The organism is Sodalis sp. (in: enterobacteria), assembly GCF_047607725.1.
Lineage (GTDB): Bacteria > Pseudomonadota > Gammaproteobacteria > Enterobacterales > Enterobacteriaceae > JBLKSS01.
On sequence record NZ_JBLKSS010000069.1, the window covers coordinates 1 to 18,150 of the forward strand.

Here is an 18,150-nt window from a genome sequence, read left to right on the forward strand (position 1 = left end):
ATATCTTTCTGAACGGACATTACACCTTTATCAGCGAAGGGAAAGAACTCGACCTGGACGCCATGATTGAAGGTCTTACGTTGTCATAGTCGTATGGCGTAAGCCCGCAAAATTTTGGCGGCTTCCCGCTTACAACCCCAATCTATCCTGCTGTTCTCTGCGCCATATCGCACTTCGCTGCGAAGACGCGCGTATCCCGCCAGCTAGGGAATCGTTCCGGTGCGCAGCGTATTGATCCCTATCCATTGACCGCTGGCGGTTTCAGTTAGTTTCCAACTGTGCGGATAACGACGTTTGCGATTGTCCGAGGTGGAGTACCAGACGGTATCGCCAGGAGTGGCGCTGCCGGTCATGGCGCCGGTGTTGGCACAGTGAACCGTTAAGACTTCCCCATCGGGCGTCACCACATCGGCAAGAAAACGTTTATAGTGTTGTATGAGTCGGGCAGGCTTGAGGGCAGGCTCGAATTGCATGGATTTTCCTTACTGTGGGCCGGCGCGGCGCAGGGGCCAGTCCTGCACCAGCCTATAGCGCACGCGGCCGTTGTCAAACGCCGATAGCCAGAGTCCGAATCGGCCTACGCGGATCGTCCAGCCCGGCGTGTCCGGGGGTAGCGCCACCGGTTGGGTCGCCTGTCGCCAGAGCGAAATATGCGGGTGAAACGGCAGCGAACTTTGGTGGCAACCGTTGCGGGCCGCCCGATCGCGCAGCCATGCCGCCCGTTGCAGCAGTTCGCGGGGCACGCGGCGCCTGCTCTTGCGCGGCGCCGACGTTGCCCAGAAAGGCCAGTGTCAGATGCAGATTAGCCTGCGCGACAGGCCGGCCGGTTTCAGCGGGAAAGCGCGCCAGTCCACCAACTGACGGTGCAGCGCGGGCGGCAGCGTCAGGGCAAAAAACAGCCGGCGCGGCGCGCAAGACGCGTCGGCGGGCCGGCGGGGGCTGAGTGCGGGCATAAGCGGGCTCTTTATCAAGGGGTGGCGCCCGCGGCCGCGTTCGCTACGCGCGCGGGGCGGAACCGATCATTGTTCCAGGGTGCAGCGATGCTACAATGCCTGCCCTGGAATGTTAACCTTTTCGCGGAGACGTTGTGGCGTTATTACCGGTCAGTGCCGTGGTTGATGAATTGCTCGCCGCCTTGCAAAGCGCCGCGCAGGTGATGCTGCACGTGCCGACCGGCGCCGGCAAATCGACCTGGCTGCCGCTGGAGATCCTGCGCCGCAGTGGTCTGCCGGGCAGGGTGGTGGTGATGCTGGAGCCGCGGCGCCTGGCGGCCAAGAACGTGGCACTGCGGCTGGCTGAACAGCTGGGCGAGCGCCCGGGTCAGACGGTCGGCTATCGGATGCGCAACGAGACCCGCTGCGGTCCGGCAACCCGGCTGGAGGTGGTTACCGAGGGCATTTTGACCCGTCAATTACAGCAGGATCCGGCGCTCGACGGCATCTCGTTGGTGATCCTGGATGAATTTCACGAGCGCAGCCTGCAGACGGATCTGGCGCTGCTGCTGGATGTGCAGCGCGGCCTGCGAGACGATCTGAAGGTGCTTATCATGTCCGCGACCCTTGACGATCGCCGGCTCAGCCAGCTGTTGCCGCAGGCGCCGGTGATCCGCTCCGCCGGGCGTAGCTTTCCGGTGGAGCGGCGCTATCAGGCGCTGCCGCCCCAGACGCGAACGGAGGAGGCGATTGCCTGCGCGGTGCAGCAATTGCTGCTGCAGCAAACCGGTTCGCTGCTACTGTTTTGCCCGGCGTGGGGGAAATCAATCGGGTGCAGGGGCTGCTTGGCGAGCGGGTGGCGGAGGAGGTTATGCTGTGCCCCCTTTACGGCGCCCTGCCCCTGGAGGCCCAGCCGCGGGCCATCCGCCCGGCGCCGGAAGGACGCCGCAAGGTGGTGCTGGCCACCAATATCGCCGAGACCAGCCTAACCATTGAGGGCATCCGCCTGGTAGTGGACAGCGGGCTGGACCGTCTCTCCACCCAGCGTATCAGCCAGGCGTCCATGGCGCAGCGTGCGGGCCGGGCCGGACGGCTGTCGCCTGGCGTGTGTCTGCATCTGTTCAGCCAAGATCAGGGTGAGCGCGCGCCGGAGCATCATGCGCCGGAAATCACCTACAGCGATTTGGCCCCCTTCTGGCTGGAGCTGCTGCAATGGGGCGTCAGCGAAAGCGCGCAGCTTTCCTGGCTGGATGCGCCGCCGGCGCTGGCGGCCGCGGTCGACACCCTGGCGGGGCTGGGGGCGCTTGACGCCCGGCAGCGCCTGACCCCCGCCGGCTGCGCCATGGCCGGCTACGGCTGCGATCCGCGCCTGGGGGCGATGCTGTACCACGCCGGCGAGGACGCCGACGCCGTTGCTACCGCCGCGCTGCTGGCGGCTATGATCGAAGAGCCGCCCAGGAGCGGCTCGCCGGATATCCGCGATCACTTTCATCGACCGTTGCCGCACTGGACGGCGCGCGCGTCAATTGCGCGCCCGGCGCGGGGGCGGCGCTGGCGCCGGATGACGCGCTGAGCGCGCAAGAGTGGCTGATAGCCCCCGGCCTGCTGCAACTGAGCCAGAGTCCGGACGCCCGTATCCGTCTGGCGCTGCCGCTGGATATCGCCCGCCTGGCCGCCGCCCGGCCTGCCTGGTTCAGTCGCACTACCGCCATGCATTGGGATGAGGTCAAAGGCAGCCTGCGGGTGGTACAGCGCGAACGGCTAGGGCAACTGGTGCTGCGGGAACAACCGCAGGCCAGGCCGTCGGATGCGGTGATGACGCAGGCGCTGCTTGATTGGATAGGCGAACAGGGACTGGGGGTGCTGACCTGGGAACGTGAGGCCGTCCAGCTGCTCCAGCGTCTGCTGTACGCCGGCGAATGGCTGCCGGAGGCTGGCTGGCCGGCGGTGGACGATCATGCGCTGTTGGCGGCGCTGCCCCGCTGGCTGCTGCCGTCTTTGACCGGCGTACGCGACACGCGCGGTCTTGCCCGCATCAATCTCGCCGAGGCGCTGCTACGTTTGCTGGACTGGCCGTTGCGACAACGGCTGGATAGTCAGCTGCCCAGCCACTACACTGTGGCCACCGGCAGCCGCCTGCCGCTGCGTTATCAGCAGGGCGAGCCGCCGGTGTTGGCGGTCCGCAGGCAGGAGATGTTTGGCGAACAACAGACGCCGCGGGTGGCTGAAGGACGCGTGGTGCTGGAGCTGCTGTTGCCCGCCCATCGGCCGCTGCAGATCACCCGTGATTTGGCGGCTTTTTGGCGCGGTGCTTATCGCGAGGTGCAAAATAGAGATGAAAGGGCGTTATCCGAAACACCCCTGGCCGGACGATCCGGCGCGGGCGCTGCCCACCCGGCGTACCCGTAAAACGTCATAACGGGAAATTCAGAGGTTTCCGCTTTCGGCCAGGCCGGGGTGGGAACAGAGTAGACGGTTTAGCCGTCGGCAGTAGGGAGAGTAATTAACGATGTCTGGGGATGACCGTGAACCTATCGGACGTCATGGACGACCGTCAGGCCGCAAGGCTCCGCACAAGGCTGCACCGCGCCGCCGGCGGGATGATGATGACCGCTGGCAGGATGATGATGATGAAGAGGAGTACGTGATGCCGCCGCGAAAGGGAAGGGGAGGCGCGTCGCGCAAGAAACGCCGGCGGCTGGGCTGGTTTATCCGCCTCGTGCTGCTGTTCGTCGTCGTTATCGCTATCTATGGCGTGTATTTGGATGCGCAGGTCCGTCACCGCATCGATGGCAAAGTCTGGCAACTGCCGGCGGCGGTTTATGGCCGCATGGTGAGTCTGGAGCCGGGGATGTCCTACAGCCGCAGCGACATGGCGACGCTGCTCGAAGGTATGCAATACCGCGAGGTGTCGCGCATTACCCGGCCGGGGGAATTCACCGTGCGCGGCAACAGCATTGAGCTGCTGCGCCGGCCGTTCGATTTCCCGGACGGCAAAGAGGGGCAAATCCATGCTCGTATGACCTTCGCCAAAAATCAGCTCCTGGAGATTAAAAACCAGGACACCGAGCGCAATTTCGGTTTTTTCCGCCTCGATCCGCGTCTGATAACAATGTTGCAATCGCCCAAGGGCGAACAGCGGCTGTTCGTGCCGCGCGCCGGTTTCCCGGACCTGCTGGTGGATACCCTGATAGCCACCGAAGACCGGCATTTCTACGAGCATGACGGTATCAGCCTCTCCTCCCTCGGCCGCGCCTTTTTGGCCAATATTACCGCCGGTCGCGCGGTGCAGGGGGGGAGTACGCTAACGCAGCAGCTGGTAAAAAACCTGTTTTTGACCAACGAACGCTCGCTGTGGCGCAAGGCCAATGAAGCCTATATGGCGTTGATCGTCGATTACCGTTACAGCAAGGATCGCATCCTGGAGCTGTATCTGAACGAGGTGTATCTCGGCCAGAGCGGCGGCGATCAGATTCGCGGTTTCCCGCTGGCCAGCCTGTACTACTTCGGCCGTCCGGTGGATGAACTCAGTCTCGATCAGCAGACGATGCTGGTAGGGATGGTGAAAGGGGCGTCGCTGTATAATCCTTGGCGCAACCCCAAGCTGGCGATGGAGCGCCGCAATCTGGTGCTGAAATTGCTGGAGAATCAGCAAATCATCGACGGCGAGCTGTATAACATGCTCAGCGCCCGCCCACTGGGGGTACAGCCGCGCGGGGGGGTATTGACGCCGCAGCCGGCCTTCATGCAGATGGTTCGCGAAGAGCTGGAAAGCAAGCTGGGCGACAAAATCAACGACCTGTCCGGCGTCAAGATATTCACCACCTTGGATCCCCTGTCGCAGGATGCGGCGGAAAAAGCGGTGGAGGCGGGCGTGCCCGCGCTGCGCGCCGGGCGCGGCGTTAAGGATCTGGAGGCCGCGATGGTCGTGGTCGATCGCTTCAGCGGCGAAGTACGCGCCATGGTCGGCGGGGCGGAGCCGCAATTCGCCGGCTTTAACCGCGCAATGCAGGCGCGGCGCTCGGTGGGATCGCTGGCAAAACCGGCCACCTATCTGACCGCGCTGAGCGAGCCGGATAAATATCGGCTCAATACCTGGATTGCCGATGAGCCGATTACCCTTAAGCAGCCGAACGGCAGCCTGTGGGCGCCTAAAAACTACGATCGGCAGTTCCGCGGTAAAGTGATGCTGGTGGATGCGTTGACCAATTCGCTAAACGTGCCGACGGTCAATCTCGGCCTGTCGGTAGGGCTTGATCGTATTACCGCCACCTTGGTGAAGCTTGGCATACCGTCCTCGGTGCTGAACCCGGTCCCCTCCATGCTGCTTGGCGCCATCAGCCTCACGCCGATGGAAGTGGCGCAGGAGTTCCAGACCATCGCCAGCGGCGGTAACCATGCCACGCTGTCGGCGGTGCGATCGGTGATAGGGGAGGACGGCACCGTGCTGTATCAAAGCTTCCCGCAGGCGGAGAGGGTGGTACCCGCCCAGGCCGTTTACCTGACGCTGTATGCGATGCAACAGGTGGTGGCGCGCGGGACATCGCGTTCGCTGTCGGTGAAATTCCCGTCTTCGCATCTGGCGGCGAAAACCGGGACCACTAACGATCTACGCGATAGCTGGTTCGCCGGTATCGACGGCAAAGAGGTGTCCATCGCCTGGGTCGGCCGCGATAACAACAGTCCCGCCAAGTTGACCGGCGCCAACGGCGCGCTGACGCTGTATCGCCGTTATCTGGAAAACCAGGCGCCGTTAACGCTGAACTTGACGCCGCCGGAGGGCATCAGCCAGATGTCCATCGACTATACCGGGAATTTCGTCTGTAACGGCGGCAGCACAATGCGTACATTGCCGGTGTGGACGGACGATCCGCAGTCGCTATGCCAGCCGGCCCAGGCGCAACCACCGCCTGACGCCGCGCCGAACGGGCAACCACAGCAAAGCGCTCCGCCGCAGGATGAGCAGAAAGACAGCAACGGCGTGGCGAACTGGATTCGGGAGATGTTCGGCAAATAGGCCCCTCGGGCGGGCGATGCCCCATTCGTGCGCCGCCCGGCGGAGAGCGTATTGTCCCGGCAGCGTGGAGAGTCTCGGCAGTGGCCGTATTGCCTTTATCGCGGGCGTCGGGCTTTGGGCCGCGCCTGTGTCGGCGCATTGTCCGGCAAGGCCGCCGCGCGTCGGCACCTCAAGGGTATAGACGGATAACACCACGCGGGAGAAGGCGTGAAAAATTGCTCCAGGCGAGCGAAACTCCCCGCATCCTGGGCAAATACCGATGAGCTGTCCACCAGATTGGTCAGCAAAAACACCAAATCCTGCCGTGGCGTATCGACCTTTAGCTGTCCCTGTTGCCAGGCATATTCCACCGCCTGGCTAATCACTTCCTGCATAGTCTGCGTGAACGACGCCAGGGAGCGACAGGCGGCTTCGGAAAGCACATCGCTCTCGAGGCGCAGCCGGCCAATTAAACTCCAGGGGTGGCTTCCCTTATCATCAGGGTTATATTTGCGATACAGCCGATAATTATACGCCACCACGTGGGCGACTTTCTGTTCGAGCGTGGTGGTTGTATCGTAAGCGCCCCGTGGAGGACGTCTTGAATTATTGGTGGGTTTGTTGTATAGCCCGGTAAGAACATGTTCAACTACGATGCCTAGTGAACCCGCATCCTATAAGGGACGGCTGTCAGATCATGGATAATCCGGCGATGATAGTGTCCACTTAAATTTTAATGGACACTATCACAAACTTCAGAACCACTAATTTCATATCACTCAAACCGGGCTGGAAATAAAAGTTATTAAAATCAATACAATGTAAAAATGCAATGAGCATAAGCGTGTAACGTAGGTTTACTGTCTCATACAACAAACCCACCAATAATTCAAGACGTCCTCCACGGGGCGCTTACAGATAAAGTAGGGACACACCGCTGCACAGCGCGAAATAGACGATATAGGTGGCCATATAGGCCTGAGTCGCGCCCAGCGCGCCGTGGCGCGGAATAAGCCAATGGGAAAAACCGGTCAGCAGCACAAACTGGCTTATTTTAGCTAAGAGATAAACGCGCAGCGCGGCACGGGCCACCACCAGGTAGCAAAAAACATAGGCGCCCACCTTCAGGACATCCCCCACCAGTTGCCAGGCAAACAGCCCGCTCATGGCGCTGAATTCGGCGGAAAACAACAGCCGGATCGCCACGTCCCGCAGCAGCCAAAGCGTCAGGCTGACCGCCGCCACCGCCGGCAGCACAAAGCGCAGCGCGCGCGCGATTTCCCCCGCCACCGACCGCTTATCTTTTAATCGCGACAGCGTGGGCAATAAATAAACGGTAAACGAGGCGGTGATAAACTGCAAATAGGCGTCCGAAATACTGCTGACGCCCTGCCAGATCCCCACCGCCGCCCAACCCTCCGTGCGGGCCAGTAAATTACGCATCATCACATAGGCCACCGGCAGAGTCACCGCGGTGATAAGCGCCATGACGGTGAACTTGGCCAGCAGCGCGGCATAGCCGCCGTCCCAGGCGGGCAGCAAGAATGAGAGAGGCAGCTGGCGCCGGTAGCACAACATGAACAGCACCGGCAGCAGCGCCAGCCCGGCCAGCGCGCCCGCATAGCCGCCCAGCCGGTAGCAGACGAAAAAGGCGGCGACGCCCAACAGGCTGCCGACGCTGACGGCAAACGCATTACCTGCGGCGTCCCGATACCCTTTCAAAATCGCCAGCCCCAGGTTGGCGCAGGCAATACCAAGTTGGATAACCGCCAGCGCCACGACGGCATCCCGATAACGCTCATGGCCGAACAGCGCGCGGCTGACCGGATCGGCGGCAAAAACAAACACTCCCGCCAGCAGCAGCGAGGAAGCAAGGACCATCGCCGAGCCGGTGCCCAGCGCCGCGCGCAGCCGATCCGGTTGATGCTGATGCTGCGCCACCAGTTTGGTCATCCCGCTGAAGATGCCGGCGCCTGACAGCACGCCCAGCACCGTGACCAACTGGCGGAAATTCCCCGCCTGCCCCACGCCGTCGGGACCGAACGCCACCGCCAGTACTTTCACCACCAGCAGACCGGCGCCGATTTTGATAAGCGTGGATAGCGCGGTCCAGACGGATGCGTTCGCCAGCGACATATCAGTTGAAGTAGCCGTGCGCCGCGTCAATGACGTGCTGCTGATCGTCGTCGCTCAGATTATAAAACAGCGGCAGACGCACCAGGCGCTGACTTTCGCGCTGAGTATGGCGATCGCTGCCGTGGAACCGGCCAAAGCGGCGGCCCGCCGGGCTGTCGTGCAGCGGTATTTAATGAAAAACGGACAAGATATCCGCCGCTTTCAAATGGCGGATGAAACCGTCGCGATCGTCGATATCGCGCAACTTGACATAAAACATGTGGGCATTGTGCAGACAGGTTGCCGGCACCGACGGCAGAGTCAAACCGTCCAACGGCGCCAGCGCAGACGCGTAACGATGCCACAGCACCAGGCGCCGTTGATTGATGATGTCCGCCGCCTCCAGCTGTGCCCACAGATAGGCGGCCTGGATATCCGCCATGAGATAGCTGGAACCAATATCGCGCCAGGTATACTTATCCACCTGGCCACGGAAAAATTGACTGCGGTTGGTGCCCTTTTCACGGACGATTTCCGCCCGCTCAACGAGGGCCGCATCGTTAATGAGCGTCGCGCCGCCCTCACCGCCAGCGGTATAGTTTTTGGTTTCGTGGAAACTAAAGCAGCCGATATGGCCGAGGGTGCCGAGGGCGCGCCCTTTATAAGTCGCCATGACTCCCTGCGCGGCGTCTTCCACCACCCACAAGCGGTGCCGCTCGGCGATCGCCATGATGGTATCCATTTCACAGGCCACGCCGGCATAATGAACCGGCACGATGGCGCGGGTTTTGGGCGTAATTGCCGCTTCTATCAGCGCCTCATCCATGTTCAGGGTGTCCGGGAGGATATCGACGAACACAATCGTCGCGCCGCGCCGCACAAAGGCGTTGGCGGTGGACATGAAGGTGTAGCTCGGCATAATCACTTCATCGCCGGGGCGGATATCCAGCAGGATAGCCGCCATCTCCAGCGAGGCGGTGCAGGAGGGCGTCAGCAACACCTTCGCGCTGCCGAAACGCTCCTGGAGCCATTGTTGGCAGCGCTGGGTAAACCCGCCGTCGCCGCATAGCTTGCCGCTGCCCATTGCGGTCTGCATAAAGCCCAATTCGGTGCCGACCACCGGTGGCGCGTTAAATGGAATCATGAGGTCCTCGGTATAACCAATGAGAGGCATGCACTACCCGTGCGCCACTCGCCAGATAAAGCCGCAGCGCCGGCAGATTGGCGGTTTGCGTCGCCACCCTCAGTTGCCGGAAGCCGCGGCTGCGGCACCAGCCCAACGCCGCGCGGCACAGGAATTTGCCGGTGCCGCGACCGCGGGCGGCGGGAGACACCGCCAGCTGGCCGATACGCGCCGCTTGCCCCCCGATATCCCTGAACGTCACCAGCCCCGCGATACCGTCGGGTCCTTGCGCCACCAGGCAGAGGTGATCAAAACTGCCCCGTACGGCGTTTTCCACCCACTGCGCGTAAAAGCGCTGGCGCTCTTCGTCGCTGAACCACGGCGCCCGAAAGCGGCTTTGCACCAGCGTCTGCACCGCCACTTTTGCCTGTACCAACGCAAATCCCGCCAGCACCGACGGTGTCAGACGCGGCGTGGCGTCATCAAACACGACGCGGCCCAAGCGGCGGCCGAAAAAGTCGCTCTCCCAGGCCAGAAGATCAATACTGGCGTGGGCGGACATGGAGCAGATCCATCAGGTATTGGCTGTAGCCGGTTTTCGCCAGCGCCAGCGCCGTGTGCCGCACGCCGTCATCATCGAGCCAGCCGTTGCGCCAGCCGATTTCTTCCAGGCAGGCGATTTTAAACCCTTGCCGCTTCTCGACCGTCTGCACAAAGGTACTAGCCTCTATCAGGCTGTCGTGGGTGCCGGTATCCAGCCAGGCGAAACCGCGTCCCAGCAGCTCGACGTGCAGCCCGCCCTGCTCCAGATACATCTGATTTATCGAGGTAATCTCCAGTTCACCCCGCGCCGAAGGCGTGACCCGTCTCGCGAATTCCACCACCTGGCGATCATAGAAATAGAGACCGGTTACCGCCCAGCGGGAGCGGGGATGGGCCGGTTTTTCCTCCAGCGCGACGGCGCGGAAATCGTCGTCGAACGCCACCACGCCAAACCGCTCGGGATCCATCACCTGATAGGCGAACAGCGTCGCGCCCTGCGCGCGCGCGGCCACCTGCCGCAGCTTGGGGCTAACGCCCTGACCAAAATAGATATTGTCGCCAAGCACCAGACAGCAGCGGTCGTCGCCGATAAAGCTTTCGCCAATCAGGAACGCCTGCGCTATCCCTTCGGGACTGGGCTGAGCGGCATAGGTCAGACGAATACCGAACGCGTCATCCGCGCCGAGCAGCCGCTTGAATAACGGCATTTCTTCCGGGGTGGTGATTATCAGGATGTCGCGGATCCCCGCCAGCATCAGCACCGACAGCGGATAATAAATCATCGGCTTGTCGTACACGGGCAACAGCTGTTTGGAAATCCCGCGGGTGATCGGATAGAGGCGGCTGCCGCTGCCGCCCGCCAGAACGATACCTTTCATCTGTCCTCCTCGCCTTACTGGCCCGGCCCGAGGCCGAGACGTTCGCCGCGATAGCTACCGTCCAGCACCCACTGCCACCATTCATGATGGGTTAAATACCACTGCACGGTCTTGGCCAGGCCGCTGTTGAAGGTTTCCTGCGGCCGCCAACCCAATTCGCGCGCAATTTTACCGGCGTCAATCGCGTAGCGCTGGCCTGCTCCAGCAGCGCGCACAGCGCTTCCACCACGTCGATGTTGCGCCGCTCGTTATGGCCGCCGATGACATAAGTTTCACCGGGACGGCCGCGGGTCACCACCTGATAGAGCGCGCGGGCATGATCCTCCACATACAGCCAGTCGCGGATCTGGCCGCCGTCGCCGTACACCGGCAGCGGTTTACCCGCCAAGGCGTTAATAATCATCAGCGGGATCAGCTTTTCCGGGAAGTGATAGGTGCCATAATTATTGGAACAATTCGTCACCAGCACCGGTAGGCCATAGGTGCGCATCCAGGCGCGCGCCAGGTGGTCGCTGGCGGCTTTCGAGGCGGAATACGGGCTACTGGGCGCATAAGGCGAGCTTTCGTTAAACCGGCTACCGTCATTGGGCAGGTCGCCGTACACTTCATCGGTGGAGACATGGTGAAAGCGAAAGGCGGCGCCCGCGGCTGTAGACAAGGTCTGCCAATACCCGCGGGCCGCTTCCAGCAGAATCGAGGTCCCGGTGATGTTGGTATCGATAAACGCCGCCGGGCCGTCAATGGAGCGATCGACATGGCTTTCCGCCGCCAGATGCATAATGGCATCCGGCTGGAACTCAGCGAGCAGCCGCGCCATTGTCGGACCGTCACCGATATCGGCGCGGGCGAAACGGTAATGGGGATGGCCGTCGACCGGCGCCAGCGAGTCCAGATTGCCGGCATAGGTCAATTTATCCACCACCAGCACCCGATCAGCGGTGGCGCCGAGAATATAGCGCACCAGCGCCGAGCCGATAAACCCCGCGCCGCCGGTAATCAGCAGGCGTCTCATCGCCAGACTCCGCGCATATCCACCACCCAGCGCTGACGGATAGCGGAAGGCGCGAGGGCGCGGAATTGACGATGGTCCACCAGCATGACCAGAACATCGGCCGTCGCCAGCGCCAGATCCCTGTCCGCCAGGGTGACCAATCCGTCCAACGATGCCGGCAGCGCGTCAACATTCGGCTCCACCGCCAACGTCTGGCCGCGATACCAACGGGCGATGAGCTCTGTCACATGCAGCGCCGGGCTTTCACGCAGGTCGTCGATATCCGGTTTAAACGCCAGCCCGAAGCAAGCGATGGTCACATCGCTGCTGCCGCGCCCGCTGTCGTTAAGGCAATCCGTCACCGCCGCCTTCACTTTTTCCACCACCCAATCGGGTTTGTCGTCATTAACCTGGCGCGCGGTGCGGATAAGCCGCGCCTGCGCCGGATTCTGGGCCACGATAAACCACGGATCCACCGCGATACAATGGCCGCCGACGCCCGGTCCCGGCTGCAAAATATTGACCCGCGGATGGCGATTGGCCAGCGCTATCAGCTCCCAGACGTTGATTTACTGTTCCGCGCAGATGACCGACAGCTCATTGGCGAAGGCAATGTTCACATCGCGGAAGCTATTCTCGGTCAGCTTACACATTTCGGCGGTACGGGCACTTGTCACCACGCATTCCCCTTCCAGGAAGATGCGATACAGCTCGGCGGCGTGCGCCGAGCAGCGCGGCGTCATGCCGCCGATCACCCGGTCATTTTTAATTAGCTCCACCATGATCTTGCCAGGCAGCACCCGCTCCGGGCAATAGGCGATATTGATATCCGCCGCCTCTCCCGCCTGGTGCGGGAAGGTCAGATCGGGACGCGCGGTCGCCAGCCAGCCGGCCATCTGTTCGGTTGTTCCCACCGGCGACGTGGACTCAAGGATCACCAGCCACCCCGGCTCTAAAACCGGCGCCAGCGATAACGCCGCCGCCTTTACATAGCTAAGATCCGGCTCATGGTCGTCCTGAAAGGGTGTCGGTACGGCGATGAGGAACGCGTCCGCCGGCTGCGGCTGGCTCACCGCCCACAGCAGACCCTGGCGCACGGCATCGGTCACTACCCGGTCCAAATCCGGTTCAATGATGTGTATCGCGCCGCGGTTGATGGTGTCCACCGCATGCTGATTCGTGTCTACTCCTATCACCCGTTTGCGGCGTGAGGCAAACGCCGTGGCGGTGGGCAGACCGATATACCCCAGTCCAATAACGGAAATTGTGTCAAAACTCATGGATTCACCTACTATCTTTTTTTAATACCGTGATAATCCGCTCACAGGCGTGGCCATCGCCGTAGGGGTTATGCGCCCGGCTCATCCGTTGATACGCCTGGGTATCATTCAGCAGCTGCGATACCGCCTGGTGAATCGCCTGCTCGTCCGTCCCTACCAGCCGCACGGTGCCAGCCGCCACCGCCTCCGGCCGCTCGGTGGTATCGCGCATCACCAGCACCGGTTTTCCCAGAGAGGGGGCTTTTTCCTGGATCCCGCCGGAATCCGTCAGAATAATCGTGGCGCGATTCATTAAATAAACGAACGGCAAATAGTCCTGTGGATCAATTAATTTTATATTGGCGATACCGCTAAGCATACGGTTTACCGGTTCGCTGACGTTAGGATTAAGATGCACCGGATAGACCACCTGCACGTCGGGGTGATCAAGCGCGATACGCGCCAGCGCGGCGCAAATGCACTTGAAACCGTCGCCAAAGCTCTCGCGGCGGTGGCCGGTGACCAATATAATCTTCTGCACGCCGTCGAGAAACGCGTAACGCTTATCCAGGCTGGTGCGCAGCCCTGCATTGCTCATTACCCGGTCCCGCACCCAAAACAGCGCGTCGATGACCGTATTGCCGATCACCGCGATACGCGCCGCCGGCAGCCCCTCCGCCAACAAATTGGCGCGGGCATTGTCGGTGGGCGCGAAATGCCAGCGGGCCAGGTGGCCGGTCAATTTGCGATTCGCCTCCTCCGGCCAGGGAGAGGACAGATCGCAGGGGCGCAGGCCCGCTTCCACATGGCCCACGGGGATATGTTGATAAAACGCCGCCAGACTGGCGGCCAGGGTGGTGGTATCGCCATGCACCAGCACAACGTCTGGACGGAAGTCGTCCAACACCGGCTGCATGCCGGTCAATATGCGGCTGGTTATCTCGCCAAGGCCCTGCGCCGGGCGCATGATATCTAAATCGTAATCGGGCACGATCGCAAACAGGCGCAACACCTGATCTAGCATCTCGCGATGTTGGGCCGTCACGCAGACGCGGGTCTCAAAGGCCGGATCATCGGTCAGAGCCAGAACCAGCGGCGCCATTTTGATGGCTTCCGGGCGTGTGCCAAAGACGATCAACACTTTCACAACAGTTCCCTTCATTCTGAGCAAAGCCGGCAACGGCTTGGAATACAATGGGCCGCGCGGCTTAACGGCAGCGGACTATCCCGACAGTTTAATGCCTGTCGGCGGCATTAACGACGGCGCACCAGCGCGCCGCCCGCACCCAGCAGCATACCTACGGCTCCCCACAAAACAAGCAGGAACAGGCGGCGTGGCTTATCGCGTTTTACCGGCTCTTCAGGGGTCCTCAAATAACGGTAGGTCTTAAAGCTCTTGTTTAGTACCGGCCCTACATTGAGGGTAGTCAACATCGCGCAGTTTTGGTCGTAATCGGTATCATAGGCCGGTCCGGCCGCCTGCAGAGCGTCCTGACGTGCCTGCAAGAGCGGGTGGCCCAGCAGGAACATTTCGGATTGTGGCAAATTCTCGGCGGCGGTCGATACCCTGCGCGAGCGCCAGTTTCAACGCCTGATTAAGCTGTTGCCGCTCGCGCTGATACACCGCCTCTCTGCCGCTTTACCTGCGCTTTGAGCGAGACGGTGCGCACGGCCCAGGCGGCCATGACATCCTCATTGAGATGGTTGGCCGCGCGCTGGTTGGCGAAATCCACATAGCGACGCAGCAGCTGATTGGCGTCCGGTGCGGTTTCCGCCACCAACCGCGCGCTATCGGGCAGAGTTTTTTCACATCGTCGCGCGGCTGGTACTGAATGGCGTTAATCAACTCATCCAGCAGTACCGCGTCGGCGTGGGCGTCGCCCTTTTTGCGCGTTTGATAATAGGGGCTGGCGAGCCAGAAATCCCGGCGGGTATCGTAGGATGCGAGCTGGCGCAAAAATTCCTGATACGCTTCATCGGCAATCGAGGGGGTGTCAGAGGTCGGCAGCGCGGTATTTTTCACATCCAAATTGCGCAAAAACTGCTGCTGGGAGAAATAACTGCCCAGCACATTCACCGTCGGTTTGTCGGTAATAGCGATGGCCGTCCACTCCTGGCGCACCACGAAGGAGTAGATAAGCGCGCCCAGCGCAAACGCGAGCGCGCAGGCGATGACGGTAACCTTGCCGCGCCACAGGGCGCATAGCAAACCGCGCAAGTCCAGTTCATTGTCGATAGCCTGTCCCCGGCCGGCGGAGGAGGGTGAGCTAGCAGGTGTCATTTTCGCCCCGAATTTCCGTTTAAGGTGGTGTTTTTTTTGTAGTGGCTAAGCCGTCGCTTGGTTCGCTTGACGAAGCGGGCGACCCGCCAGGCGCATTTCAGTACGTAGCCATACAGTAAAAACACCCCGATCCACAGCAACAACATGACCGACTCCGGCCAGCGCAGCCAGCGTTCCCCCGCCACGCCGAAAAACGCCAATAGCGCGGCAGTGAGCGTAATAATGATAAACGCCTGGCGCGAGCTGAAACCCGCGCGCATGATCAGGTGGTGAATATGCTGCCGGTCGGGCGCAAACGGGCTCATGCCTTTGCGCATCCGGCGGTACATAATGGCTATCATATCCATCAGCGGCACGGCGATAATCCACAGGGCGGTCACGGGATTCATCGGGTGCCCCCAGCCCTGGGTGCTTTGCAGCAGCAGCCAGATAATCGTGAAGCCGATCATGGTACTGCCGGCATCGCCCATAAACACTTTATAGCGTCGGCCGAACACCCCAAGGTTTAATAAAATATAGGGCAAAATGGCGGCGATCATGGCAAAACACCACAGCGCCAGGCCCGGATTATTGTCCAACGTGAGCAGGATGCCCATGGCGCCGAGAGACACGCAGGAAAGGCCGCCCAGCAAGCCGTCGATACCGTCCACCATATTGAAAGCGTTGATCGCCGCCCAGACGGCGAATAGCGTCACCAAATAGCCGAATGGCCCCAGCACCATTTCCCACGGCCCGAAAATGTAGCCCAGGCTATTAATGTAGCGGCCGCTGAACACCATCATCGCCACCGCGACCAGCGCCTGAATAATGGCGCGCACCACTACGCTGATATCGAACCGATCGTCGAGCGCGCCGGTTACGACCAAGACGCCCGCGCACATCAGATACAGCGCCACGTGGGGAATATAATGATCCATATAAAGAAAGGCGAAGCAGATGCCGGCATAAATGGAAATACCGCCCACCAGGGGGATTTGCCCCTGATGGCGTTTGCGGCAGTTGGGCTTGTCGACCAGGCCTATTTTTTTGGCAACCTTGCGCGCTAAAAACAAAAAAAGCAAAGAAAACAGAAAAATAGCAACAAAATCAGTACTCATATTGAGTATGTTCACAATAGAAAGCTCTCTGCATCCATCAGGTCGTTCAATGCGTCACCATGGTTTACGCCTCAACTCCGATGCCTTACTCGTTACTGAGTTTTGTGACAACGAAATAGGGTTTCTGTTATCTCTTTATGTTCCACCTGAATCTCCGTCAGGCGTGCAGATAGGATCAAAATCGCCCGGACAGGCACAGACACGTGTAGCCGGGTACACCAAAGATGTGACTATCCTAGCATTAGAAAAGAAAAACGCCACGTTCTCACGTGGCGCTACCCGAGTTTTTGTGACTTACGAACGTTTCATCATGTCAAAGAATTCATCGTTGGTTTTAGTCATCGCTAACTTGTTCATCAGGAATTCCATGGCATCAATTTCACCCATCGGGTGGATGATTTTGCGTAGGATCCACATTTTCTGCAGCTCTTCCTGGGTGGTGAGTAATTCTTCTTTACGGGTCCCAGAGCGGTTGTAATCGATCGCCGGGAAAACGCGTTTCTCGGCGATTTTACGCGACAGGTGCAGTTCCATATTGCCTGTGCCCTTGAACTCTTCGTAAATCACTTCGTCCATCTTCGAGCCGGTATCGATAAGCGCGGTGGCGATGATGGTCAGGCTACCGCCCTCTTCCATGTTACGCGCGGCGCCGAAGAAACGTTTCGGACGATGCAGGGCGTTGGCGTCGACACCGCCGGTCAATACCTTGCCGGAAGCGGGTACAACGGTGTTGTAGGCGCGCGCCAGGCGGGTAATGGAGTCCAGCAGGATAATAACGTCTTTCTTATGTTCAACCAGGCGCTTGGCTTTTTCTATCACCATTTCGGCGACCTGCACGTGGCGAGACGCCGGCTCGTCGAAGGTCGAGGCGATGACTTCGCCTTTCACCAGACGCTGCATTTCGGTCACTTCTTCCGGACGTTCGTCAATCAGCAGCACCATCAGCACGCAGTCGGGATGATTATAGGCGATGCTTTGGGCGATGTTTTGCAGCAGCATGGTTTTACCGGCTTTCGGCGGCGCCACGATCAGGCCGCGCTGGCCGCGGCCAATAGGCGAGGCCAGATCCAGAACGCGCGCGGTTAAATCTTCGGTAGAGCCGTTGCCGCGCTCCATGCGCAAACGCGAATTGGCGTGCAGCGGCGTCAGGTTTTCAAACAGGATCTTGTTGCGGGCGTTTTCCGGCTTGTCGTAGTTGACTTCGTTGACCTTCAGCAGCGCAAAGTAGCGCTCGCCCTCTTTCGGCGGACGGATCTTGCCGGAAATGGTGTCGCCGGTGCGCAGGTTAAAGCGGCGGATCTGGCTGGGGGAAACGTAAATATCATCGGGGCCGGCGAGGTAGGAACTGTCGCTGGAGCGGAGAAAACCGAATCCGTCCTGCAAAATTTCCAGCACGCCATCGCCGAAGATATCCTCGCCGCTCTTGGCATGCTGCTTGAGGATGGCAAAGATGATGTCTTGTTTACGCATACGGGCCAGGTTTTCCAGCCCCATATTCTCGCCGAGGGTCACTAGCTCTGAAACCGGCGTATTTTTTAATTCGGTAAGGTTCATAATGGTGGGTTCTTAAACTCGGGGTATATCTCGAACTGATTTTGTGGATGGTATGGCAGCGTAAAACCGTGCCTGTCTATGGCATTTAATCCCGGTAAATCCCGTTTGGGCTGATGAATAGCGACTCATGCAATATGAATAACAAGGAAGACTGAGATTAAGAGTGCCTAAAACGGATTAATTTAAATCCCGCCTGCCTGACGCCCTCGTTGGTCACGTTTGGTGCTTTCTTACAACGAGGTGCGGGCAAAGAGTAAAGCTCAGATTCAAACTACAGGTAAGATCACAATGCAGTGGACATAAACTTAGCATGGTTCTTGATGGGCGTCTAGCGGTCAATATGAGAAATGCTTATGAACGCCAGCGCCCAGAGGAAGATGC

8 protein-coding genes and 7 pseudogenes are annotated in these 18,150 nt (G+C 60.3%); 2 read left to right on the forward strand and 13 right to left on the reverse strand.

The genetic code is table 11. From position 1 onward, the window contains the following. Positions 1–137 precede the first annotated feature (137 nt). Both ACMX3H_RS06655 and ACMX3H_RS06660 read right to left on the reverse strand, forming a co-directional pair. Positions 138–473 (reverse strand): annotated as a pseudogene (locus ACMX3H_RS06655) (DNA/RNA nuclease SfsA); the annotation flags it as partial. Between the two features lie 9 nt (positions 474–482). Then, positions 483–953: pseudogene (locus ACMX3H_RS06660) on the reverse strand (RNA 2',3'-cyclic phosphodiesterase). A gap of 134 nt (positions 954–1,087) precedes the next feature. Here ACMX3H_RS06660 and hrpB point away from each other — a divergent pair. Further along, positions 1,088–3,351, forward strand: a pseudogene (gene hrpB / locus ACMX3H_RS06665) (ATP-dependent helicase HrpB). Positions 3,352–3,441: 90 nt separating this feature from the next. Beyond that, positions 3,442–5,949: a bifunctional glycosyl transferase/transpeptidase gene (mrcB, locus tag ACMX3H_RS06670; protein WP_415210249.1), complete on the forward strand. Its 2,508-nt coding sequence runs from the start codon at positions 3,442–3,444 to the stop codon at positions 5,947–5,949. A gap of 95 nt (positions 5,950–6,044) precedes the next feature. Here mrcB and ACMX3H_RS06675 read toward each other — a convergent pair whose 3' ends face one another. The 11 genes and pseudogenes from ACMX3H_RS06675 to rho form a co-directional block, all read right to left on the reverse strand. Next, positions 6,045–6,470 (reverse strand): hypothetical protein, encoded by a 426-nt coding sequence (locus tag ACMX3H_RS06675; protein WP_415210250.1) that lies wholly within the window; start codon positions 6,468–6,470, stop codon positions 6,045–6,047. 370 nt (positions 6,471–6,840) lie between these two features. Then, positions 6,841–8,064, reverse strand: coding sequence for a lipid III flippase WzxE (wzxE, locus tag ACMX3H_RS06680; protein WP_415210251.1), 1,224 nt, complete (start codon positions 8,062–8,064; stop codon positions 6,841–6,843). Between the two features lies 1 nt (position 8,065). After that, positions 8,066–9,187: pseudogene (gene rffA / locus ACMX3H_RS06685) on the reverse strand (dTDP-4-amino-4,6-dideoxygalactose transaminase). Further along, positions 9,174–9,728, reverse strand: coding sequence for a GNAT family N-acetyltransferase (locus tag ACMX3H_RS06690; protein WP_415210252.1), 555 nt, complete (start codon positions 9,726–9,728; stop codon positions 9,174–9,176). Before ACMX3H_RS06690 ends, rffA begins: the two are co-directional and overlap by 14 nt. Beyond that, positions 9,706–10,587 carry a glucose-1-phosphate thymidylyltransferase RfbA gene (gene rfbA, locus ACMX3H_RS06695; RefSeq protein ID WP_415210253.1) on the reverse strand — a complete coding sequence of 294 codons (882 nt, stop codon included), beginning with the start codon at positions 10,585–10,587 and terminating at the stop codon, positions 9,706–9,708. The genes ACMX3H_RS06690 and rfbA overlap by 23 nt, the downstream gene beginning before the upstream one ends. A gap of 14 nt (positions 10,588–10,601) precedes the next feature. After that, positions 10,602–11,599 (reverse strand): annotated as a pseudogene (gene rfbB, locus ACMX3H_RS06700) (dTDP-glucose 4,6-dehydratase). After that, positions 11,596–12,858, reverse strand: a pseudogene (gene wecC / locus ACMX3H_RS06705) (UDP-N-acetyl-D-mannosamine dehydrogenase). The pseudogenes rfbB and wecC overlap by 4 nt, the downstream one beginning before the upstream one ends. A 4-nt stretch (positions 12,859–12,862) precedes the next feature. Further along, positions 12,863–13,984 carry a non-hydrolyzing UDP-N-acetylglucosamine 2-epimerase gene (gene wecB, locus ACMX3H_RS06710; protein WP_415210254.1) on the reverse strand — a complete coding sequence of 374 codons (1,122 nt, stop codon included), beginning with the start codon at positions 13,982–13,984 and terminating at the stop codon, positions 12,863–12,865. A 107-nt stretch (positions 13,985–14,091) separates the two neighbouring features. After that, a pseudogene (wzzE, locus tag ACMX3H_RS06715) lies at positions 14,092–15,118 on the reverse strand (ECA polysaccharide chain length modulation protein). Next, positions 15,115–16,230: a UDP-N-acetylglucosamine--undecaprenyl-phosphate N-acetylglucosaminephosphotransferase gene (gene wecA / locus ACMX3H_RS06720; protein WP_415210255.1), complete on the reverse strand. Its 1,116-nt coding sequence runs from the start codon at positions 16,228–16,230 to the stop codon at positions 15,115–15,117. The pseudogene wzzE and the gene wecA overlap by 4 nt, the downstream one beginning before the upstream one ends. A 279-nt stretch (positions 16,231–16,509) precedes the next feature. Next, positions 16,510–17,769 (reverse strand): transcription termination factor Rho, encoded by a 1,260-nt coding sequence (gene rho / locus ACMX3H_RS06725; RefSeq protein ID WP_011412192.1) that lies wholly within the window; start codon positions 17,767–17,769, stop codon positions 16,510–16,512. Positions 17,770–18,150 lie beyond the last annotated feature (381 nt).

Excerpts from the sequence above, each read along its gene's own strand:
- mrcB (WP_415210249.1), top strand. The coding sequence starts at position 3,442 with ATGTCTGGGGATGACCGTGAACCTATCGGACGTCATGGACGACCGTCA.
- wzxE (WP_415210251.1), bottom strand. The coding sequence starts at position 8,064 with ATGTCGCTGGCGAACGCATCCGTCTGGACCGCGCTATCCACGCTTATC.
- ACMX3H_RS06690 (WP_415210252.1), bottom strand. The coding sequence starts at position 9,728 with ATGTCCGCCCACGCCAGTATTGATCTTCTGGCCTGGGAGAGCGACTTT.
- rfbA (WP_415210253.1), bottom strand. The coding sequence starts at position 10,587 with ATGAAAGGTATCGTTCTGGCGGGCGGCAGCGGCAGCCGCCTCTATCCG.
- rho (WP_011412192.1), bottom strand. The coding sequence starts at position 17,769 with ATGAACCTTACCGAATTAAAAAATACGCCGGTTTCAGAGCTAGTGACC.